The organism is Myxococcus qinghaiensis (genome assembly GCF_024198215.1).
In the GTDB taxonomy this organism is placed as follows: domain Bacteria; phylum Myxococcota; class Myxococcia; order Myxococcales; family Myxococcaceae; genus Myxococcus; species Myxococcus qinghaiensis.
The window spans coordinates 622,910-643,299 of the sequence record NZ_JAKCFA010000002.1 but is presented as its reverse complement, the minus strand read 5'-3'; the positions used below and the strand labels follow the sequence as shown (position 1 = coordinate 643,299).

The 20,390-nt window shown below is 69.0% G+C and carries 17 protein-coding genes; 9 read left to right on the top strand and 8 right to left on the bottom strand.

Features of this window, described 5'->3' with window-relative positions; translation table 11 throughout:
* Positions 1-101: 101 nt before the first annotated feature.
* From LZ199_RS05100 to LZ199_RS05090, 3 genes are all read left to right on the top strand, one after another.
* A complete protein-coding gene (locus tag LZ199_RS05100) occupies positions 102-1,316 on the top strand; it encodes a vWA domain-containing protein (RefSeq protein ID WP_253992501.1) in 1,215 nt (404 codons plus the stop codon).
* Between the two features lie 171 nt (positions 1,317-1,487).
* A complete protein-coding gene (locus LZ199_RS05095; protein ID WP_253992500.1) occupies positions 1,488-2,354 on the top strand; it encodes an ImuA family protein in 867 nt (288 codons plus the stop codon).
* A gap of 10 nt (positions 2,355-2,364) precedes the next feature.
* Entirely contained in the window at positions 2,365-3,876 is a 1,512-nt protein-coding gene (locus tag LZ199_RS05090; protein ID WP_253992499.1) for a Y-family DNA polymerase, read from the top strand.
* Between the two features lie 469 nt (positions 3,877-4,345).
* On the opposite strand, the gene LZ199_RS05085 is transcribed toward LZ199_RS05090, so the two are convergent.
* Positions 4,346-4,762, bottom strand: a complete 417-nt coding sequence (locus LZ199_RS05085) for a hypothetical protein (RefSeq protein ID WP_253992498.1) — start codon at positions 4,760-4,762, stop codon at positions 4,346-4,348.
* A 148-nt stretch (positions 4,763-4,910) separates the two neighbouring features.
* Here LZ199_RS05085 and LZ199_RS05080 point away from each other — a divergent pair, with 148 nt between their 5' ends.
* Positions 4,911-5,435 (top strand): hypothetical protein, encoded by a 525-nt coding sequence (locus LZ199_RS05080; RefSeq protein WP_253992497.1) that lies wholly within the window; start codon positions 4,911-4,913, stop codon positions 5,433-5,435.
* A gap of 12 nt (positions 5,436-5,447) precedes the next feature.
* Here LZ199_RS05080 and LZ199_RS05075 read toward each other — a convergent pair whose 3' ends face one another.
* Positions 5,448-5,981, bottom strand: a complete 534-nt coding sequence (locus LZ199_RS05075) for an FHA domain-containing protein (RefSeq protein ID WP_253992496.1) — start codon at positions 5,979-5,981, stop codon at positions 5,448-5,450.
* 130 nt (positions 5,982-6,111) lie between these two features.
* Between LZ199_RS05075 and LZ199_RS05070 the strand changes: the two genes are divergently transcribed.
* Entirely contained in the window at positions 6,112-7,092 is a 981-nt protein-coding gene (locus LZ199_RS05070; RefSeq protein ID WP_253992495.1) for an NAD-dependent epimerase/dehydratase family protein, read from the top strand.
* 18 nt (positions 7,093-7,110) lie between these two features.
* On the opposite strand, the gene LZ199_RS05065 is transcribed toward LZ199_RS05070, so the two are convergent.
* From LZ199_RS05065 to LZ199_RS05050, 4 genes are all read right to left on the bottom strand, one after another.
* Complete coding sequence (locus LZ199_RS05065; RefSeq protein ID WP_253992494.1) at positions 7,111-8,613, bottom strand: ATP-binding cassette domain-containing protein; 1,503 nt, start codon at positions 8,611-8,613, stop codon at positions 7,111-7,113.
* Positions 8,614-8,859: 246 nt separating this feature from the next.
* On the bottom strand, positions 8,860-9,981 hold the full coding sequence (locus LZ199_RS05060; protein WP_253992493.1) for an SPFH domain-containing protein: 1,122 nt from the start codon (positions 9,979-9,981) through the stop codon (positions 8,860-8,862).
* Positions 9,981-10,469, bottom strand: a complete 489-nt coding sequence (locus LZ199_RS05055; protein WP_253992492.1) for an NfeD family protein — start codon at positions 10,467-10,469, stop codon at positions 9,981-9,983. The genes LZ199_RS05060 and LZ199_RS05055 overlap by 1 nt, the downstream gene beginning before the upstream one ends.
* A 104-nt stretch (positions 10,470-10,573) precedes the next feature.
* Entirely contained in the window at positions 10,574-11,239 is a 666-nt protein-coding gene (locus tag LZ199_RS05050; protein ID WP_253992491.1) for a hypothetical protein, read from the bottom strand.
* A gap of 342 nt (positions 11,240-11,581) precedes the next feature.
* Between LZ199_RS05050 and LZ199_RS05045 the strand changes: the two genes are divergently transcribed.
* Together LZ199_RS05045 and LZ199_RS05040 are read left to right on the top strand one after the other, a co-directional pair.
* The gene (locus tag LZ199_RS05045; RefSeq protein WP_253992490.1) at positions 11,582-14,605 is read left to right on the top strand and encodes an error-prone DNA polymerase; all 3,024 of its coding nucleotides are present in this window, start codon (positions 11,582-11,584) and stop codon (positions 14,603-14,605) included.
* A gap of 131 nt (positions 14,606-14,736) precedes the next feature.
* Complete coding sequence (locus LZ199_RS05040) at positions 14,737-15,891, top strand: right-handed parallel beta-helix repeat-containing protein (protein ID WP_253992489.1); 1,155 nt, start codon at positions 14,737-14,739, stop codon at positions 15,889-15,891.
* Positions 15,892-16,049: 158 nt separating this feature from the next.
* Here LZ199_RS05040 and LZ199_RS05035 read toward each other — a convergent pair whose 3' ends face one another.
* On the bottom strand, positions 16,050-16,199 hold the full coding sequence (locus tag LZ199_RS05035) for a hypothetical protein (RefSeq protein ID WP_253992488.1): 150 nt from the start codon (positions 16,197-16,199) through the stop codon (positions 16,050-16,052).
* A gap of 452 nt (positions 16,200-16,651) precedes the next feature.
* Here LZ199_RS05035 and LZ199_RS05030 point away from each other — a divergent pair, with 452 nt between their 5' ends.
* Entirely contained in the window at positions 16,652-17,500 is an 849-nt protein-coding gene (locus LZ199_RS05030) for a hypothetical protein (RefSeq protein ID WP_253992487.1), read from the top strand.
* Between the two features lie 156 nt (positions 17,501-17,656).
* Here the strand turns inward: LZ199_RS05030 and LZ199_RS05025 are convergent, their stop codons facing one another.
* Positions 17,657-18,433, bottom strand: a complete 777-nt coding sequence (locus LZ199_RS05025) for a DUF6209 family protein (protein ID WP_253992486.1) — start codon at positions 18,431-18,433, stop codon at positions 17,657-17,659.
* Between the two features lie 171 nt (positions 18,434-18,604).
* On the opposite strand from LZ199_RS05025, the gene LZ199_RS05020 reads away from it, so the two are divergent.
* On the top strand, positions 18,605-20,389 hold the full coding sequence (locus LZ199_RS05020; protein ID WP_253992485.1) for an ATPase: 1,785 nt from the start codon (positions 18,605-18,607) through the stop codon (positions 20,387-20,389).
* Position 20,390: the final 1 nt, after the last annotated feature.

The following is a 20,390-nucleotide window of genomic DNA, read 5'->3' as shown; positions in this document are numbered from 1 at the left end:
CGCTGCACCTTGTCTCGCCTCCGGGCCCGGGGTGGGGCATGCTCGCCCCCCCAGCCCTGATGCGTCGCGCCGCCTGGGCGCGCCGTCTCCTAGGAGGCCCCATGAAGCTGAAGCCCTATGCCCCCCTGCTCCTGTTGCCGGCCCTCTGGGTGGCGTCCTGCACGTCGCCCGTCGACGAGGCGGGCTCCACCCTTCCAGGCAAGTGTCAGAGCGAGTCTCCCGTCGTGGCGCCGCAGAAGACGGACATCCTCTTCGTCATCGACAACTCGGCCTCCATGGCGGAGGAGCAGGCCGGCATCGCCACCGAGCTGCCCGCCTTCATCAAGGCCCTCCAGGAGGGCGGCGGCGTGACGCAGGACTTCCGCGTGGGGGTGATCACCACGTCCGTCTACCGGCGGATCCTCTTCCAGGGCTCGGAGCAATACCTCGAATACCCCGCCGAGTCTGGGCACCTCCAGGCTGTTCCGGAGGCGGACGGTCAGCCCTCGGACGCGCGCTACATCGAGAGCACGGACGAGCACCTGCTGGAGCGCTTCCGCCGCCTGGTGCAGCAGGGGACGGCGGGCAGCGGGCAGGAGTCCCCCTTCGAGGCCGTGCGCCTGGCGGTCTCCGAGCCCCTGGCCAACACCTCCATCGGCGAGGGAGGCAACGGCGGCTTCCTTCGCGACGGCGCGAGGCTGCTGGTGGTCGTGGTGACGGACGAGGAGGACTGCAGTTCCACGTTGCGTCCGCCGCCGGTCGCGATCCCGAACGACACGGCGGTGGACAAGTGCAGCGAGAACGCGGCGCTCTTGACGTCGGTGGACGAGTACTTCCAGTTCTTCAGCACGCTGCGGGACTCGAAGGGCGGGCGCCGCGAGGTGCTCTGGGCCACGGTGGGCCCGGTGGCGCTGAGCGACAAGCGGGCGGAGCTGGTGCTCGACGTCACACCGCAGGGGACGTACGTGCGCAACGTGGACTGCCCCACGTCGTACGGGCCGGGGCACCGGCACCGGGCGATGTCGGAGAAGTTCGACACCAAGTTCGACAACCTGGATTCCATCTGCCGGGAGAGCTACCGGGACACGCTCTTGGGCATCGCCGAGCTGGCCGCGGTGGCGCAGAGCCTGGACGTGGTGAACCTGCCGGATCCGCGGCTGGCGCGGGTGGAGCTGACGCGCGCCGGGGGCACGGTGGAGACGTGCTCGGTGGCCGCGGGGGACCTGACGTACGAGCCCTCCGGTGAGGAGCGCCCCGCGCGCCTCTACTTCGGCGGGAGCTGCCTGCGCCGGGCGGACGACGAGAAGGTGGAAGTGAAGGTCATCTGCGCCGGCTAGGACTCGCAGGGGCTTGAGATCCCTGGCTTCGGGCCAGCGGATCCAAGCTGGTGCGTCGTGTCGCCTCGCCCATCGCCGTGCGTCCTGTGCGAGCGCACGTCAGACCCGTGAGCATACTGAACCGCTGTCCAGGCGGCTGTTCGGTGTGCCGGGTTCCGGCGAGGAGGCGAGATGAGCGCGGCGTTGGAGCAGCGAGCAGCCCCGACGGGCTCGGTGGTGGATCAGCTCCGGGAGCGGATCCGCCAGTTGCAGGCGGCGCCCCGGCGCTACCTGGCCGTCCTTCGCACGGGGATGGAGGCGGTGGACGCGCTCTTGCCCTCGGGCGGCTTCCCGCTGGGACAGGCGGTGGAGCTGTGCGGCGAGGCGGCTTCGGGGCGGACCAGCCTGGCGCTGAGCGCGGTGGCGGCGGCGCACCGGGAGGAGCGGCTGTGCGCGTGGGTGGATGGGCCGCGTGAGCTCTATCCCCCGGCGGCCGCGGCGCAGGGCGTGGACCTGGAGCGGTTGCTCATCGTTCGTCCCAAGGCGCCCGAGCAGCGGGTGTGGGCGGCGGTGCAGCTCGCCCGGAGTGGAGCCTTCGCCTGCGTGGTGCTGGACCTGACGCGAGGGGTGGGCGCGGTGGGGCGGCCTCCGCGGGTGGGGCTGGCGGAGGCGCGCAAGCTGGCGGACGCGGCGGAGCGGGGAGGCGGGCTGTTGTTGCTGCTCACCTCTCCGGATGCGCCGGCGGATGGGGTGACGCGGCTGCGGACGGAGTCGGGGGATGGGGAGGGGTGGTCGGTGGAGGTGGTGCGCAGCCGGCGGGGTGGGACGGGGGCTCGGGCGGTGGTGCCGTGGAGCACGCTGTACCCGGAGCTGGGGCTGGAGGGGGGCGGGAGGATGCTGGACGTGGGGCCGGTGGATGCGGATGCCACGCCGGACTTCCTGAAGGAGGGGGCGTGGGTGGCGCGCAATGGCCTGGGAATCCAGGGCCAGCGGCCCGGGCGGGATGGCGCCATGCCGTCGCTGCGCGCGGGGTTGAGCGCGGCCTCGGCGGCGCACTGAGGCACGTGCCATGCGCAGGGCATATCTGCACTTCACGCGCTTCCCGGTACAGCGCAAGGTCCTCGAGTGCCCGGAGCTGACGGGGCGGCCCTTCGTGCTGGTGGAGGAGTCGCGGGGCCAGCGGCGGGTGGCGGCGGCGTCGACGTCCGCGCTGAAGGCGGGGGTGCGGCCCGGGACGACGCTCACGGCGGCGACGGCGCTGGAGCCGGGGCTGCGGCACTTTCCCTATCGACCGGAGGACGAGGCGCGGGCGCTGGTGGCGCTGGGCGAGGCGCTCTTGTGCCTGGCGCCAGGCTTCCAGCTCTCCGCGCCGGATGGCCTGTGGCTGGACGCGGGGGCGGCGCACCTGTCCGGAGGCGAGGACGGGCTGTGCTCTCGGGCGTTGGCGCTGTGCTCGGAGCTGGGGTACCGGGCGCACGTGGCGGTGGCCTCGGAGGCGTTCACCTCGCGGGCGCTGGCGCGGTACGGGGCGCGGCGGGTGGAGGTGGTTCCCGAGGGAAGGGCGGCTCGGGCGTTGGCGCCGTTGCCCCTGGCGGCAATTGAGGGGAGGGAGAGCGCGCCCTTCTCCGCGCTGGGGCTCAGCACGTTGGGGGAGGTGGCGGCGTTGCCGGCGGGGGCGGTGGTGGCGCGCGGTGGAGTCAATGGGGCGCGGGTGCATGCCTGGTGTTGTGGGGAAGACGACACTCCCTTCGTCGAGGAGGTGTTGGCGGAGGTGATGGAGGAGCGGCGGGTGCTGGATTGGCCTGCGGAGTCGTTCGAGCCGCTGCGCTTCGCGCTGAAGACGCTGCTGGACAGGTTGGGGGCGCGGCTGTCGGGGCGGCGGCAGGCGGCGGTGCGCATCACCTTCACGCTGAAGTTGGATCCATCGGGGCAGCAGCGGGTGACGCTGGCGCTGGCGAGGCCCACAGCGGAGGCGAAGCTGTTGCTGGACCTGGCGCGGCACCGGCTGGAGGAGCTGCGGTTGGAGAACCCGGTGGCGGAGGTGTCCGCGCGGGTGGATGAGTGCTCGGAGGACCGGGAGCAGCAGCTCTCGTTGGGGGATGCGCCGGAGGGGGATGCGGCGCTGGAGGTGGTGTTGTCGCGACTGGTGACGACGCTGGGGGAGGAGTCGCTCTGCGCGGCGGGCTTGGAGGCGGTGCACCGACCGGAGGGAGCGCATGGGATGAAGGCCTTCCATCCGCCGGAGGCGCGAGCGGGCTGGGCGGGGGAGTTCGCGGGGACGCGAGCGGAGCGTGTGCCAGTGGGAGGTGGGCTCCAGGAGCGGCCGTCGCGGTTGCTGGCGGAGCCCGCGTGGCTGGACGCGGAGGTGGCGGAGACGGGACGGTTGCTGGCGGCGCGAGTGAGCGGGCGGCGGCACCGGGTGACGGCGGTGACAGGGCCAGAGCGACTGGGAGGGGAGTGGTGGTCCGAGTCACCCTTCCAGCGCGACTACTACCGCGTGCACTTCGAGGGACTGGGCCCCGCGTGGGTGTTCCGGGACATGAGGGACGGCCGCTTCTATCTGCAGGGCTTGTTTGACTGACGTGCCGCGAAGGGCGCTCTCCTTTGCAATCCCTGTTTCGCGTGGGTAGCTTCGCCACGCTGGTGTCTGGGAAAAGATCTCGTACCCGTTGCTGGAAAAGGGAGCAGGGGCGTGCAATCAAGACGCTGGATCATGCTTATCTCCTTGGGGAGCAGCATCGCGGCTGGTTGCAGTGAGCGAAGGGATCCATCATGCTCGTTGGTCGCCGACGTGTGTGTCGAGATGTGCGCGGGCAAGCCTGAGCCCACGCTTCCCGCGCACTGCCCGCGGCCACTTTGTATTTGCAATCCAGACGCAGGCCTGAGGCACCCCCACTGACTCAGATGAGTCTGAAAGCCTCTCAAGACACGGCGTGCTCGCGGACGAGTTCTGAGGTGGCCACAGACGAAGGGTATCTCCAGTTTGAGATTGCCCCGACCCATGACCGACATTGCCTGGAAGACGTGCTTGAACAGCTCGGAGCAGAAGGCTACTCGTACCAGGTTGGGGTGATCTTCCGTATCACTGGAAGCTCGGCGATGCGGCAGAGGGTGGCCCATGCGGCGGGGGTGAGCGCGCCGTGACGTGAGACACATTCGGTGTCGCCGGTAGGGAAGAAGTAGAGCGTCTCCTCGGGGATGTTGCAGCCGACGCGGCCTCGTGAGGCTCCCGACTGGAGCGAGGTGGAAGTGATTTGCCTCACGCGGGCGAGCAGCGCTTCATCACCCGTGGGAAGACAGAACTCCACCGAGCCGTCGTTCCGACATCCCGTCTCCTGGGTGAAGTCGAGCTTGTGTGTCGGGCATTCCGATGCAGACGCGGGCACCTGTGCAGGCTCCTCGCGAGAGGTGGTGGCGCAGGACAGCAGCAGGGCGAAGAAAAGGCCGGGCGTGGCGAATCGTCTCATGGCGGTTCCTTGCTCGCATCACGACCCAGCAAAGAGGCCATGCGCGCACACCTCCGTGGATACCACGCCCCAGCACACGGCATCCCCGTTTGCCCGCACCCATCCCCCGTGGTTATTCAGAGTGACCACCTCTTTGCCCAGGGCCTCCATGCGCGCCTCCGCTCTCCTCCTGCTGTCCCTGTTCGTTACCGCATGCGCCGCGCCGGAGGTCCGTCCCGCGGGGGCCATTCGCAAGGTCGTCGTCGTCGTCGGCTCTCGCGTGGACTCGCTGCCCATGTCGTCCTACCGCCAGGACTTGATGGGCGAGGGCAACCCTCGCACCGTCCTCGTCAGCCAGGCTGAGTCCGTCCTCCGCGAGCGGGGCTTCGAGATCGCCGGGACGCGCATCTCCGCGGCGCCCTCGCCCTCCACGGATGAAGTCGTGTCCGTCATCCGCGCCAATGACGCGGAGGCCGCCGTCGTCGTCGTGTTGTCCTGGGTCGACGTCTCCGGCATACAGACGATGGGCCGCGCCGATGTGTTGATGGAGGCCGGCGTCATCTCCTCCGACGGCCAGTTGCTCTGGCGCACGGAGAGCCGCACCGTCGCCATGATTGGCCTGTACCAGTCGCAGACGGACTACACTTCCTATCTGCGCAAGGCCGTCATCCAGATCGTCAAGGAAGTGCCCTGACGCCCCTCGTCCTCAGGGAGTCGCCCGGGGGCTCGCCAGTCGCAGGTGCTCGTGCACCGTCTCCGCGCGCAGGTAGAGGAACTGCGCGTCGCCGAACGCCAGCGTGTCGCCGTCGTTGAGCGTCACCTGCGCGCGAAAGCCCAGCGGCGCGCCGTTGATCCACGTGCCGTTCATCGACTGGGCATCGCGCACCAGAAAGCCGCCCGTCGCGGCATTCCACCGCAGCGTCGCGTGGTGCTGCGAGACGGACGGATCCGGCACCACCAGGTCACACTCCGAGCGGCCGACGGTGAGCTCCTCCCCGTCCACCTTCGGGTTCAGGAAGTGGACCTCCAGGTTGTCGAAGTCGCGGAGCATCGCGAGCAGCCGCTCCGTCATGCGCGAGCGGTGCGCCATGCCCACCGTGCGCGCCCCCGTCAGTTGCTGGGCGACGCTCCGGAAGACCGGGTCCACAGGCTGTTGGATGAGCGCCACCGGGCCTGACGCGGCCCGGAAGGCCTCGAGCGAGGCCTCGGCGAAGGGTCGGAGCTGGTTCACGGACACCATGTCGCTCACCCTACGTCCAAGCAGGGGCCACGGGAAGTCAGGTGTCGCGCCCTGCGGGACGCTCGGCGAGGCGGTTCGTCACACCGTGGACGTGGCATCCGCCAGGGGGGCATGGGAGCGTGCGGCCTGCATGCGGGTCCTCGTCACCGGAGCGGCGGGCTTCATCGGTCACCACGTCAGCGCGAGGCTGCTGGCGCGAGGGGACACCGTCCTCGGCGTGGACAACCTGGACCCCTCAGGAGACGTGCCCCTCAAGCAGGCCCGGCTGGCCCGACTCCGAGCCTCCCCCGACGCCGGACGCTTCACCTGTCATCCGGTCGACATCACCGACAGCGCCGCGCTCGCGAGAATCTTCCAACAAGAGCGCCCCGAGCGCGTGGTGCACCTGGCGGCGAAGGTCGGCGTCCGCGCGGCGGGTGCCTCCGCCCGGTCCTATCTGGATGCGAATGTGACGGGCTTCCTCCACGTCCTGGAGCAGGCGAGTGCCGCGCGCGTGGAGCACCTCGTCTACGCCTCCTCCAGCTCCGTGTATGGCGCGGACACGCCGCCGCCCTTCGTGGAGAGTGCCTCCGCCGACCACCCGCTCAATGTCTACTCCGCGACCAAGCGCGCCGGAGAGCTGCTGGCCCACACGTACAGCCACCTGCACGCCCTGCCCACCAGCGGGCTGCGCTTCTTCACCGTCTACGGCCCGTGGGGACGCCCGGACATGGCGCCGCTGCGCTTCCTTCGCGCCTTGCATGCGGGGCGCACCATCGACCTCTATGGCGAGGGCCGCATGCGACGCGACTTCACGCATGTAGACGACGTGGCGGAGGCGGTGCTGCACGTGTTGGACCGTCCGCCCGACACGACACCGCCGTATCGCCTGCTCAACGTGGGCCGAGGCGAGCCCGTCTCGCTGCGCGACTTCGTGGCGATGCTGGAGCGCCACGTGGGGACTCGTGCCGTGCTGCGGCCACTGCCCGCCCAGCCTGGAGAGATGGACGGCACCTGGGCGGACCCCATCGCCCTGGAGCGTGAGACGGGCTTTCGTCCGCGCGTGTCCGTGAAAGAGGGGCTCGCGGACCTGGTGAAGTGGGAGCGCGAGCACCCCCAGTTCAGGACGTGAGCGGGCCCCTCGACGCCTTCACCCGGCCGTCACCTCCACCTGGCCATGCTCCACGCGCCAGGACTCGGAGGTGCACGCGCGAGCGAACGCGGTGTCGTGAGTCACCAGCAGCAGCGCGCCGGGGTACTCGCGCAGGGCCACCTCCAGTCGCTCGATGGAGGGCAGGTCGAGATGATTGGTGGGCTCGTCGAGCACCAGCGCCCAGGCGTGCTGCCCGAGCCCCCGCGCGATGAGCAGCTTGCGCACCTCGCCCGGAGAGGGTTGCTCCGAGCCGAGCAGCCGCTCCGGGTCCACGCCGAGCGCGGCCACCAGCGACAGCACGCGCCCCTTCTCCTCGGGCGGCAGGGCGCGCACCTCATCGAGCGTGGACCGAGCCTCCTCCGCGCCCACGTCCTGGGGCAGATACAGCACGCGCTCCCTGGGCACGCGGGCGTTCTCCAGCAGCGCGCGCACCAGGGTGCTCTTGCCCGCGCCGTTGGGCCCCTCGATTCGCACGCGCGCCTCGCGGCCCACCGACAGCTTCACCGGGCCCAGCAGTGTCACGTCCCCGGCGCGCAGCTCCGGCAGGTCGACGGTGAACAGCCACGGATTGGGAGAGCGCACGTAGTCGACGAAGACGGAGCGGCCCACCGTCTTGTCCGCGGTGAACTCCCCCACGGCCTCGGTGGCGCGCTCCAGCTCCCGGCGCTGGATGCCCACGCGGCGGCCCGCATGGTTCTCCGCCCAGCCCGCCACGACGGACGCGCCCATGGAGCGCGCGTCATTGTCGTTCTTGTCCTTCATCCGCTTGCGCGTGCTGCGGGATGCATCCGCGGACTGTTGCTCCCGTCGGGCCTGGTCCAGCAGCCGCGCCGCGCGTCGCTGTTCGGCGCGAGCCTGCTGATAGACGCCGACCTCCGCCTCGCGCTCGGCCTCCCAGTGCTGCTTCGCCGCGGAGTAGGCCCCGGGCCACAGCCGCGCATCGCCGCCGTGGACACGCAGCGTGGACGTGGTGAGCGTCTCCAGGAGCGGCCGGTCATGCGACACGACGACGCCCACGCCCTTGAAGCGCTTCAGCGCCGAGACGAGCCACGTCCGCGCCTCCGCATCCAGGTGGTTGGTGGGCTCGTCGAGCAACAGCACGTGCGGCTCCGCGGCCAGGGCGGCGCCCACCTGCCACCGCTTGCGCTCGCCCGGTGACAACGTGGACCAGCGCTCCAGCGCGGAGACGTCCAGCCCCAGTTGCCCGTGCAGCCTGCGCGCGAGCGAGTCCCACGACTCGGCGAAGGCGGTGATGTCCGGCGTCAGCGCCTCCACCTCCTGGCGGCACAGCCGCAGCGTGGGCGAGGGGGGCTCGGACTGGATGTGCCCCTCGGTGGGCGTCAGCTCCCCCGAGAGCAGCCGCAGCAGGGTGGACTTGCCGGCGCCATTGGCGCCCACGAGCCCCGTCCAGCCGGACGTCAGGTGGAAGTCGACTTCGGAGAGGACGGAGACAGCGTCGGAATAGGCGAACGACACGCGATGCGCGCGAAGGGAAGACATGAGAAGCGAACTCCTGAATCCAGGACGCGAGCCAGCCCATAGGGGCGGCCCTGCGCGGTGAGGCCAAAAGACCTGGGACTCAGCGGCTCAGCTTCAAGGGTGCGTCAACCTCGCGTAGGGAGGGGGTGTCAGGCCCTCCGGTGGATGCGTGCGTCGAAATCTATGGCGTGCGGCGGGGCGGATTGCAACCCCGTCTTGCTCACGGGCCTGCCTGGACGGCGAGCAAGACGGGTTCCCGACAGCGCGCTACTCGTCCTGCCCGGAGGGAGGCCGCGGCCGCCGCGCCTGAGGCGCGCTGGTGCCCGAGAGGGTGGCGGGCTCGGCGAGCACGTTGCTCCGGGCGATGCTCTGGGCGCTCAGGGACGCCGCGGTGGGCACGGGACGCGCCTGGGGCTGGGGCGCGGGGCGCTTGGCCTCGTCGCCCTTGGCGAAGAAGACGTCCTTGATGACGGAGATGGCGCCCAGGGTGGCGGTGGCCTCGTAGGGGATGAACATCTTGTTGTCACCCTTGCCAATCTCCTGGAGGGTCTCCATGTAGCGCAGCGCGAGCACCTCCGGGGTGGCGTGGCCGCTGTGGATGGCCTCGAACGTCAGGCGCGTGGCCTCGGCCTTGCCTTCGGCCTCAAGCATGGTGGCGCGCTTGTGGCCCTCGGCGCGAGCGACCTCGGCGTCACGCTCGCCCTCGGCTTGGAGGATGCGGGAGATCTTCTGGCCTTCGGCCTGGAGGATGGCGGCGGCCTTGTCGCCCTCGGCCTTCGTCACCTCGGCGCGGCGCTCACGCTCGGCGGTCATCTGCTTGGCCATGGCGGACTTGATGGCCTGGGGCGGCTCGATTTCGCGCAGCTCCACGCGCGTCACCTTCACGCCCCACTTCTCCGTGGCCTCGTCCAGCACCATGCGCAGCCGCGTGTTCACCGTCTCGCGGCTGGTGAGCGTCTGGTCCAACGTCAGGCTGCCCATGACGTTGCGCAGGTTCGTCATGGTGAGCTGCTCAATCGCCAGCGCCAGGTTCTCCACCTGGTACAGCGCCTTCGCGGCGTCGACGATCTGGTAGTAGATGACCGAGCCGACCTCCATGTTGACGTTGTCGTGGGTGATGACCTGCACCGTCTCGAAGCCCATGACCTGCTCGCGCAGGTCCACCATGGTGCTGCGCATGTAGCGGTTGCCCGTGCGCATCTCGATGGGGCGGGGGCTGTCGAGGAACGGGATGAGGAGGTTGAGGCCGCTGGTGGCGACGCCGTGGAACTTGCCCAGCCGCTCCACCACCATGACCTTGGCCTGGGGGACGATGCGGACGCAGGTGTAGAGCACGAAGCCCGCGAGCCCCAAGAGGGCGGCGAGAATCACAAAGGTCAGTGGATCCATCAGACTTTCTCCTGTTTCTGTTCCGCTGCGGGAACCGACAACGTCGCCGAAGGGCGGCGCACCCACAGCTTGAGTCCTTCGACCTGCTCCACGGTGACGAGCTCTCCCTCGGGGATGGCGCCGGACAGCGAGCGGGCCGTCCACAGCTCGCCGTTGATGCGCACCGTCCCGCCGTGCGGCGTCCCGATGGCCTCCATCACCACCGCCTCCTGCCCCACCATGGCCTCGACCCCCGTCTTCAAATGCGAAGCGTTCCGCATGAAAACATTCTTGAACAGGGTGCGCGAGGCGGCGAACAGGCCGACGGAGACGGTGGCGAAGAGGGCGAGCTGGAGGAGGAGCCCCAGCCCGAGCGCCGAGGCGAGCGAGGCGACGAGCGCCCCCGCCCCGAACCACACGAGTCCGAAACCGGACAGCTTGATTTCCAGCCCGCCGCAGAGAAGGGCGGCGACGATCCAGAGCTGCCAGGCGGCGGGGGTCAGGTCCATGGAGATCTCTTTGTCAGCCGGTTCACCGTCCTGTCAAACGCGGACGGGCCAGGCCGAAAGGACCGGACTGCTTCTTCAGGGGCCTCCCCAGGAGGCAGACGCGCCTACTTCGTGCGGAACAGCTCCCGCGTCTCGACGATGGGCTGCTGGCCGCCGATGGTCCGGGTGAAGAGCAGGCGCTGGGGGACGCCGCCGCTGTCGCAGTCCAGGGCGTCCAGGGCCAGGGTCTCCTTGAAGACGAGGGTGTGGCTGGTGGGCTTGGGCCGGGAGGCGGTCTTCTCGATGCCTCCGGTGCGGGGTTGCTCCTGGGGTCGGGTGGCGTAGGTCTTCGCGGGCCGCCGCGTCACGACGAACTCCACCTTGGCGGGCTCCCGGTCCAGGTTGAGCAGGTAGCTGCTGATGTCCTTGTGGCTGGGGCCCACGGTGTCGGGGGTGAGGCTGTCGAACTGGACCAGCGTCTCCGCCTGGTAGGCGCCCCGCGCGTCGCGCAGGAATCGGACGGTGAGCGTGTAGTTGTTCTTGAGCAGGGCGTCATTGGCCATGCGAGTCAATGGGTCCTTGAGCTGCTCGTCGGTGAGGGGTGTCTGCCATTCCTTGAACACACGGCCCTTGTAGGTGCCCAGATACAGCTCGCGATTCGTGCCGCAGGGGGTGCTCTTGCGCGAGGCGGCCTGCGTCTCGCCGCCCAGCCCGAGCGCGGGGAAGAGCAGGGCGGACGCCAGGAGCAGGGTGAAGGGAAGGGCGATGCGGATGAGGCCGTGCAAGGACATACGTCCTCCTCGTCGACAGAGGTGGTGTGGCGACATGGGCCGATGCCGCCCGTTGCGACGTGCGCCTGACGGAGAGCAGGCGCGCCGCGCGGTCAACGACGGTAGGCACCCGGACCTCTGGTGACAGGGATTCTCAGGAGTTGAGCGTTGCTGCGCGGACACGGAAGCCATGTCTCGGGATGGCATGTCTGGGTTTGGACGCGCGGCTCGGACGGAGGGCTGTCCGGAAACGTCGGCGGTGCGTGGAGGGCGGTGCGCTTTGCCTCAACCCACCAAGTCATTCGGTCGCTGAACGAAGATCCGACCTAGCGCCTGAACGCCTGCTCAGTGTCTTGATCGGGTGTGGACTACGCCGAACTCGTCTGTCGCTCCCACTTCTCGTTCCTGCGTGGCGCCTCGCATCCGGAGGAGCTGGTGCTCACGGCCTCGCGGCTGGGGCTGAGCGCGCTGGCGCTGACGGACGCGGATGGGTTGTACGGGGCGGTGAAGGCCCACCTCGCGGCGAAGGAGCACGGCCTGCGGCTCATCCTCGGGGCGGAGCTGACGCTGGAGGACGGGCCTCCGGTGGTGGTGTACGCGGCGGACTCGGGGGGCTATTCGAACCTGTGCTCGCTGGTGTCACGCAGCCGGATGACGCACCCCAAGGGGGAGGCGGGGCTGCCGTGGCGGGCGCTGGCGGAGCGCTCGGGCGGGTTGCTCGCGCTGTTGCCGGAGCCGGCGCCCGTGGAGCGGGTGGCGTCGTTGGCGGAGGCGTTCCCGGGGCGCTTCCATGTCGGGCTGTGCCGGACGCTGTCGGCGGGGGACTCGGCGCGGGAGGCGCGCGCGGAGGTGCTGGCGCGGGAGCTGGGGGTGCCGCTGGTGGTGCACAACGACGTGCACACGCACCACCGACGCCGTCAGCCGCTCCAGGACGTGCTGAGCGCGGTGCGGCACGGGACGACGGTGGACCAGGCGGGGACGCGGCTGTGGCCCAACGGGGAGCGGACGCTGAAGGGGCCCGGGGAGATGGCGCGGCTGTTCGCGGACCGTCCGGAGGCGCTGGAGCGGACGGTGGAGCTGGCGTCGCGCTGTCGGGCGTCGCTGGATGACCTGCGCTACCGCTTCCCGGAGGAGGACCTGCCCCCCGGGCGGACGGCGGACGAGCACCTGAGGGCGCTGACGTACGAGGGGCTCGCGGTGCGCTACCCGGCGGGGGTGCCGCCGGAGGTGGTGAAGCAGATCGAGCACGAGCTGCGACTCATCGCCGCGCTCGACTTCGCGGGATACTTCCTGTCGCTGTGGGACATCGTCGGCTTCGCGCGGCGGCGGGGGATTCTGTGTCAGGGGCGAGGGAGCGCGGCGAACTCGGCGGTCTGCTACGCGCTGCAGATCACCGCCATCGACCCGGTGCGGATGGGGTTGTTGTTCGAGCGCTTCCTGAGCATGGCGCGCAAGGAGCCGCCGGACATCGACGTGGACTTCGAGCACGAGCGGCGCGAGGAGGTGCTCCAGTACGTGTACGAGAAGCACGGGCGCCACCGGGCGGGGATGGTGTGCGAGGTCATCTGCTATCGCGGGCGGCTGGCGCTGCGGGAGGCGGGCAAGGCGCTGGGGTTGTCGTTGGACCAGGTGGACCGGCTGTCGAAGGTCTCCGCGGCGCACGGGTTCCAGGTGACGCCGGAAGTGCTGCTGGAGGCGGGGCTGTCCGCGTTCGACCGGCGGGTGCAGCGCACGTTGTCCGTGGCGGCGGAGCTGGAGGGCGTTCCCAGACATCTGTCCATCCACGTGGGCGGGTTCGTGATGACGCGGGAGCCGCTGACGGAACTGGTGCCGGTGGAGAACGCGGCCATGGCGGGGCGGACGGTCATCCAGTGGGAGAAGGATGACATCAACTCGATTGGCCTCTTGAAGGTGGACCTGCTGGCGCTGGGGATGTTGACGGCGCTGTCCAAGTGCTTCGCGCTGATTCGCGAGCACCACGGGCGGGAGCTGTCGCTGGCGACGATTCCGGCGGAGGACCCGAAGGTCTACGACATGTTGTGCGAGGCGGACACCATCGGCGTGTTTCAAATCGAGAGCCGGGCGCAGATGAACATGTTGCCCCGGCTGAAGCCGAGGACGTTCTACGACCTGGTGGTGGAGATTGCCCTCATCCGCCCGGGGCCGATTGTCGGGAACATGGTGCACCCCTTCCTGCGCAGGAGGAACGGCGAGGAGACGGTGGTGTACCCGAGCGAGGCGGTGCGGGAGATATTGGGCAAGACGCTGGGGGTGCCGCTCTTCCAGGAGCAGGCGATGAAGCTGGCGATGGTGGCGGCGGGCTTCACCGCAGAGGAGGCGGATGGGCTGCGGCGGGTGCTGAGCCACAAGCGCGCGGAGTCGATGCTGTTGCAGTACCGGGGACGCTTCGTGGAGGGGTGTCTGTCGCGAGGGTATGCGCGGGCGCAGGCGGAGGAGTGGTTCGACAACTTCCGGGGCTTCGCGCACTACGGCTTCCCGGAGAGTCACTCGGCGAGCTTCGCGTTGATTGCGTATGCGTCGAGCTGGCTGAAGTGCCACTACCCGGGGGCCTTCACGACTGCGCTGCTGAACTCGCAGCCCATGGGCTTCTACGCGCCGCACACGCTGGTGGCGGACGCGCAGCGGCACGGCGTGGAGGTGCGGCCGGTGGACGTGAAGTGCTCGCGGTGGGACTGCACGCTGGAGGATGGGGGGAAGGCGCTGCGATTGGGGCTGCGGATGGTGAATGGGCTGGGCGAGTCCGCGGGACGGCGGGTGGAGGCGGGGCGAGGGGAGGGCTACCCGGACGTGGGGAGCCTGGCGCGGCGGGCGCGGATTCCCCGGCATGAGCTGACGCGGCTGGCGCTGGCGGGGGCGCTGGGCTCGCTCTGTGGCTCACGTCGCAAGGCGCTGTGGGACATCCAGGCGCTGGGGCCGTTGGACTCGGACGACTTGTTCTTCGGCATGTCGATGGACGGCACGGAGGTGGAGCTGCCGTCGATGGATGTGTTCGCCCGCGTCTGCGCGGACTACGACACGGTGGGGCTGTCGCTGGAGAAGCACCCGCTGGAGCTGCTGCGGCCCACGCTGAAGAAGCTGGGGGCGGTGACGGCGGAGGGGCTGAAGCAGGTGTCTTCTGGAAAGACGGTGTCGGTGGGCGGGATGATGATCTGCCGGCAGCGGCCTCCGACGGCGCGAGGGATGTGCTTCATCTCGCTGGAGGACGAGACTGGGATTGCGAACCTGGTGGTGCCTCCGGATGTGTATGAGCGGTGCCGCAAGGAGATCCACGGCGCCCTGTTCATCGTGGGGCAGGGCGTGCTGGAGCGCTCGGGGAAGGTGACGAACGTGAAGACGAAGTTCGTCCAATCCCTGTCGCGGCCCTGAACAGGGCTGTGTCGGGGAGAGGACTCCGAACCCCGGGCCTCACTGCACAGAGGTCCCATGCGACTCCATCCTCCCTCACGCCATTCACTGGCGCTTGTGTGCCCATGGCAGGAAGTGGGCAGGAGGTAGGCATGTTCAGGCAGATGCTCGGAATGGTCACCGTGTTGGGGACACTGTGGCTTCCCTCTCTCTCCAGGGCGGAGGCTCCGCGGGAGTCGACGAGGACGCTCTACGTGGCCAACAACGCGCTGGACAGCGCGACGTGTGGCGCGAAGGCGAACCCGTGTCGCTCCATCAGTCGGGCCATCGCCAACGCCCGGGACGGAGATCGCATCCTCGTCCAGCCCGGCCGCTACGGCGACTTGAACGCGGACGGGGACTTCAGCGACCCCGGTGACGAAGCGGCCGAGGTGCAGACGGGGTGCCGCTGCATGATCCTGATCAACAAGCGGCTCCGGGTCGAGTCGACGGGGGGCGCGCAGGTCACGGTGATTGATGCCGCTGGGGCCGTGCTGGATGTCGTCAACATCACCGTGAGCAACGTCGTCTTCGGAGGCGCTGGGAAGGGGTTTACCCTCACGGGTGCGGGGAAGGTCACGGATGATGATGGGATTGGGCTGGCGGTCCTGGGTGGGCGCAACGTTCGGGTGATTGGAAACATTGCCCAGGGCAACCGGGACGCGGGGTTCACCCTCTTGGGGGACCGCCACACGGTCCGGGACAACGTCGCCACGGGCAATGGGATGGGGTTCTCCATCGGCGGCGGCACGGAGGGGAACACCGTCAAGGACAACCTCGCCACGAACAACGGCAATGAGGAGGTTTACGGCCACGGCTTCATCTCGGGTGGAGGGGGCGACACGTACGAGGGGAACAAGTCCATCGGCAACAGGGCCATGGGGTTCCTCATCGTCAGCCAGGATGCCTCCCACTTCGAGTTCGAGGACAACGAGGCCATCGGGAACAGAGGTGCCGGAATGTGGGTGCAGTTGGGCTCGCGGCTCAAGGTGTGCCGCAACAGCTTCTTCGGAAACCTGGGGGAGAGCGTGGGCGGCGCCTTTCCCGCGGCGCCCAACTGCGGCCTCGTGAACGCCACGGGCAACACCGTCAACGCGGCACGCAACTACTGGGGCGCGTCGACCGGCCCGGGCCCGGATCCCGCGGATGACGCGGGCCCTGGGTCCATCTGTGATTTGAGCGGCACCACCGTGGTCCTCCCCTTCGACTCCACGCCCAACTCGTTGCTCGACGCTTCGGAGGGAAATCAGGCTCCCGGGGACGAGTGAATCCAGGCTTCCTCGAGCAACGCGAGAGGAAATGGGCATCCCAGGTATGTCTTCCCTGGGATGGAACACGGAAGCGGGTGCAAGGCAGTGATTGTCTTTCACGCCGTGTCCGTGGCGATGACAGGGATTGGGCCGCCATCGCCACGGACCGCACGGGCTCAGCAGGGCGTGCACTCCACGATGACGAACGGCGTGACGTCCTCGGTCTCGGAACACGACGACTCGCCGCACGCGCACCGCAGCGTCAGCACGGGGTTCGTGTAGGTCTCGTCGTCGTAGTAGTGAAAGGTGCAAGCCTCGCGCTCCAAGGCTTCCGCCCGTGGCGCGTAAAGTCACGTTGCCGAAGAACAACAGCCCCGGGATTCCCAGCGACAGCGCACCGACCAGTAACTTCTTCCTGTTCCCTCCCAGCGAGCGGGCTCCAGGAACAGGTCGGCCGACCGCTCCCGTGAGCCACGCCGATGATCCACCGGCCAGGCAGGCTTCGACGAGCCTTCAACGAGCCTTCGACAGCGCTCACACTCTCACTGGAAGTATGAGACATCGTGGGATTTCTGCTTCACATCCGCGCGGATCTCTGCGATGGGTCGGGTCCGGGTGACCTGGGGCGGCTTGAACCCAGATCCCTCGAAATTCGTGAATATTTCAGCTGGGTTGCGATATTTTTGGGGTGCTGGATATAGTTGCCGGGGATTTGGATATGAAAATCAGCACACCTGGTGCGTCGGCGACCCACTCCATGGAACGAGCATCCCGAACGGTGACCCAGGTTGCGCGGCCGGTCCTTCGCTCCGTGCTTCACGAGGCGCTGGAGAGTGAGACCGGGGGTGAGGTGGTGGTGAAGTCGACCACCGTCTCTGGCCGCATCTTCGTCGTGGAGCGGAAGGTGGCCTGGGCGGTCCTGAATGGCCCCGGGGTCCAGAACTTCTCGTCGGTGTTGATCCAGCAGCAGCTGGTCAGCCGGGAAGACGTCGAGCAGGTCATGACGGAGTGCCGCAAGAACGGAGGCAACTTCTGCGAGGTGCTGGTGGCGTGGGGCCTGGTTCCGCGCGACACGCTCCGAGACCTGCTCCGTGGCCACATGGCGAGCCACCTGGAAGTCCTGCTGTCGCTCCCGGACGCCCAGGCCCTCTTCGTTCCCCAGCCGCGCACCTACTCCAGCCAGCTGACGTTCAGCCTGGAAGAGCTGCTCGCACCCGCCCAGCAACACTCCACCCACCCCCCAGCCGAAAGAGAAGTCATGCCGAACGTGAAGCAATCCCTGGATGAGACACTGAAGATTGAAGGTGCCTTCGCGGCCTGTCTGGTGGATGCGAAGAGCGGAATGTGTCTGGGCAGCCAGGGAGGCACCGCGACCTTCAACATCGAGACGGCCGCCGCGGCCAACACCGAGGTCGTCCGGGCCAAGCTCAAGGCGATGACCGTGCTGGGCATCAAGGACCGCATCGAGGACATCCTCATCACCCTGGGCGAGCAGTACCACATCATCCGCCCGCTGGCGTCGCGCGAGGGCCTGTTCTTCTACGTGGCCTTGAGCCGCTCCACCTCGAATCTGGCCATGGCGCGCTTCCGCCTGGCGGAGATCGACAAGGCCTTGCAGCTGACCTGAGTCGCGCGCTTCGGCGCCCGCCGTGTCAGGCGGGCGCCGGACTTCTCCCAGCGCGAGTGCTCAACCGCGCTGGAGCAATTCAAGACATGCTCGAGTCCCGCCATGTCCGAGCGTGCAAGTGATTGTCATTCGCGTGGCGGGCCTTCCGCTCCCTGACTACGGCGATACGGTGAAACGGTAGTTCTGGCCGTAGCTGGAGTCCCAGCGGCGGCAATAACCCCGGTCCCAGTTCTCGAACCACAGCGCCACGGAGCGGGCCCCCACGGGCGCCGTCAGCGTGACGGGCACGCCGTAACGCGAGTAGCCCGTGACTTGCGTGACACTCAACTCACCCGTGACGCCGTTGTCGAAGCGGTAGCGGACCCCGACGTCCCACGTGGGCGCGCCGTTGTAGAGCAGGCGGCACTCGGGCAGCCGGTCGATGTCGTAGTCCACGACGAACGGCTGTCCCGCCTTCACGCCGCCCACCGCGTACTCCACCCAGCCCTCCTGGAAGACCAGCGTCGGGACGTGGGCCGTACCGGCCGGGCGCACGTTGAAGCGGAAGTTCGTTCCGTAGTTGGAGTCGTACTGCTCGCAGCCCGCGCTGGCGACGCGGAACCACAACTCCAGCGTGCCCTCGGCGGGCAGCGCGAGCACCGGAGCCGCGCCCGCGGTGGGCTGGCCCGCGACGTCGAAGCTGGCCTCGGCCCCGCCGTTGAGACGGTAGTGGCCGGTGAGGCTCCAGCCCGGGCCGCCGTCGGGCAGGGTGACGCGGCACTGCGGCAGCCGGCTGGCTTCATAGGCCACCTGCACCTGTGCACCCGCGAGCAGCGTCTGCGACTGGGCCAGCGACCAGTTGGCGCCGAAGGTGATGACGGGCGGAGTCTGCGCCCCCGCGACGCTACCGAGCAGCAGCAGGGGAAAAGCGAGGAAGGACATGAGTCGGTTCAAGGGGGTGGCTCCAGGGAGAGAGTCAGGCCCGTGGGGCCGACGGCGCGGCGCCGGGCCACCTCCGGCGAGGAGGCGGGCGCATCATGGCGCGGACCTCCGACGCCCGGCTGCCTCGTTGATACCCGGCATTTCGAGTAGGCTCTGCCGCGAACACCTTGGAGCGAGCACCGAATGACCCTGTTCAGGAGGCCGTCCCCGGCCGGCGAGCCGAGTGACGATTCGAGCCGCAACGCCACTCCCACCGAGACGCCTGCCGTCTCCGACTCTCCCAGCCCCGTCCTCAGCACGCCCCCTCGGCCCCGCACCGGCATGACGGGCTCCGCCCCCGCGCTTCCTCCCGAGCGCCGGCCCATGCCCCAGCGCCCCGCCCCTCCGTCGGATGAGCCGGAGTTCCCCACCGAACGCCGCCCCGTTCCCCCCTCCGGGATGCGCTCGCCCCAGCAGTCAGGCCCCCTGCCTTCCGTCATCGTCTCCAACCAGGAGCGCCGTCCGCCGTCCTCGGCCGCCCCCGGCGCCGAGCGTCGCCCCCAGGCCGCCAGCCCCGCCGCGCCCCCCAGTGGACAGGAGCGGCGGACCATTCCGCCCCCGGCGTCCTACTCGGGCCCCGAGCGGCGCACACCCGGCACCAGCTCCCGGCGCGCGCTGGAGCCGAACGCGGGTTCGCAGGACCGCTTCTGGCCCACCCAGCCTCGCACCCTGGAGGAGACTGGCCTCACGGCGACCTTCGTGGAGGAGCTCATCCTCAAGGCGCTCTTCTTCGCCGGTGAGATGCGCGGCATGGACCTGGCCAGCCGCATTCAACTCCCCTCGTCCGTCATCGACGACATCATCGAGGGCCTGCGCCGCCAGAAGTACGTGGACATCCGAGGCGGTGGTTCGTCCGGCGTCGGCAAGTCCACGATGATCTACCAGCTCACGACCTTCGTGACGGACGTGCTGCGGCAGATCACCGACCGCAACCGCTACAACGGCCCCGCGCCCGTCTCCTTCCAGGAGTACGTCGCGGCGGTGAAGAAGCAGACGGTGCGCGGCAATCGCATCACCCGCGCGCGGATGCAGGACAAGTTCGGCGACCTGGTCATCCGCGACTACATCTACGACGGCATCGGCCCGGCGATGAACTCCGGCCGCGCCATCTTCTTCTACGGCCCGCCCGGCAATGGCAAGACAGCCATCTGCCAGGGCATGGTGAACTGCTTCGAGGGGGACATCTTCATCCCCCACGCCATCCTCATCGACGACTTCGTCGTGAAGGTCTTCGACGCCAACCTCCACAAGCCCGTGGAGGACGACGGGAGCGCCTCGTATGACCGGCGCTGGGTGCGCTGCCGTCGGCCGCTCGTCGTCGTGGGCGGTGAGCTGACGCTGGACATGCTCGACCTCGTCTACTCGCCGGAGGTGAAGTACTACGAGGCCCCGTTCCAGATGAAGGCCAGCAACGGGATGCTCCTCATCGACGACTTCGGCCGCCAGAAGGTCTCGCCGAAGGATTTGCTCAACCGGTGGATCGTCCCGCTGGAGAGCGACATCGACATGCTCACCCTGCACACCGGCAAGAAGCTGCAGGTGCCCTTCGACGTGTTCGCCGCTTTCTCCACCAACCTGGACCCCAGCGCCCTCGTGGACGACGCCTTCCTGCGCCGCGTCCGCTACAAGCTGGAGGTGCAGCGGCCCGACGAGGAGCAGTTCCACCAGATCTTCGAAATCATGTGCCGCAAGCGGGGCGTGGCCTACAACGCCAACGCCATCGACTACCTCATCGACTCGCACTACCGGCCGACGAACCGTCCCTTCGCCGCCTGCCAGCCGCGAGACCTCCTGGACCAGGTCATCGACATGTCCCACTACCTGGGACAGGAGCCGAAGCTGGACCCCGCCTTGCTGGACGCCGCCGTGCGCAGCTACTTCGTGCGCTTCGACAAGTCCTCGGAGACCACCGCGGCCTCCGCGTCCTAGC

Coding starts and splice junctions, on each gene's coding strand:
- LZ199_RS05100 (WP_253992501.1), top strand. CDS start 102: ATGAAGCTGAAGCCCTATGCCCCCCTGCTCCTGTTGCCGGCCCTCTGG.
- LZ199_RS05095 (WP_253992500.1), top strand. CDS start 1,488: ATGAGCGCGGCGTTGGAGCAGCGAGCAGCCCCGACGGGCTCGGTGGTG.
- LZ199_RS05090 (WP_253992499.1), top strand. CDS start 2,365: ATGCGCAGGGCATATCTGCACTTCACGCGCTTCCCGGTACAGCGCAAG.
- LZ199_RS05085 (WP_253992498.1), bottom strand. CDS start 4,762: ATGAGACGATTCGCCACGCCCGGCCTTTTCTTCGCCCTGCTGCTGTCC.
- LZ199_RS05080 (WP_253992497.1), top strand. CDS start 4,911: ATGCGCGCCTCCGCTCTCCTCCTGCTGTCCCTGTTCGTTACCGCATGC.
- LZ199_RS05075 (WP_253992496.1), bottom strand. CDS start 5,981: ATGGTGTCCGTGAACCAGCTCCGACCCTTCGCCGAGGCCTCGCTCGAG.
- LZ199_RS05070 (WP_253992495.1), top strand. CDS start 6,112: ATGCGGGTCCTCGTCACCGGAGCGGCGGGCTTCATCGGTCACCACGTC.
- LZ199_RS05065 (WP_253992494.1), bottom strand. CDS start 8,613: ATGTCTTCCCTTCGCGCGCATCGCGTGTCGTTCGCCTATTCCGACGCT.
- LZ199_RS05060 (WP_253992493.1), bottom strand. CDS start 9,981: ATGGATCCACTGACCTTTGTGATTCTCGCCGCCCTCTTGGGGCTCGCG.
- LZ199_RS05055 (WP_253992492.1), bottom strand. CDS start 10,469: ATGGACCTGACCCCCGCCGCCTGGCAGCTCTGGATCGTCGCCGCCCTT.
- LZ199_RS05050 (WP_253992491.1), bottom strand. CDS start 11,239: ATGTCCTTGCACGGCCTCATCCGCATCGCCCTTCCCTTCACCCTGCTC.
- LZ199_RS05040 (WP_253992489.1), top strand. CDS start 14,737: ATGTTCAGGCAGATGCTCGGAATGGTCACCGTGTTGGGGACACTGTGG.
- LZ199_RS05020 (WP_253992485.1), top strand. CDS start 18,605: ATGACCCTGTTCAGGAGGCCGTCCCCGGCCGGCGAGCCGAGTGACGAT.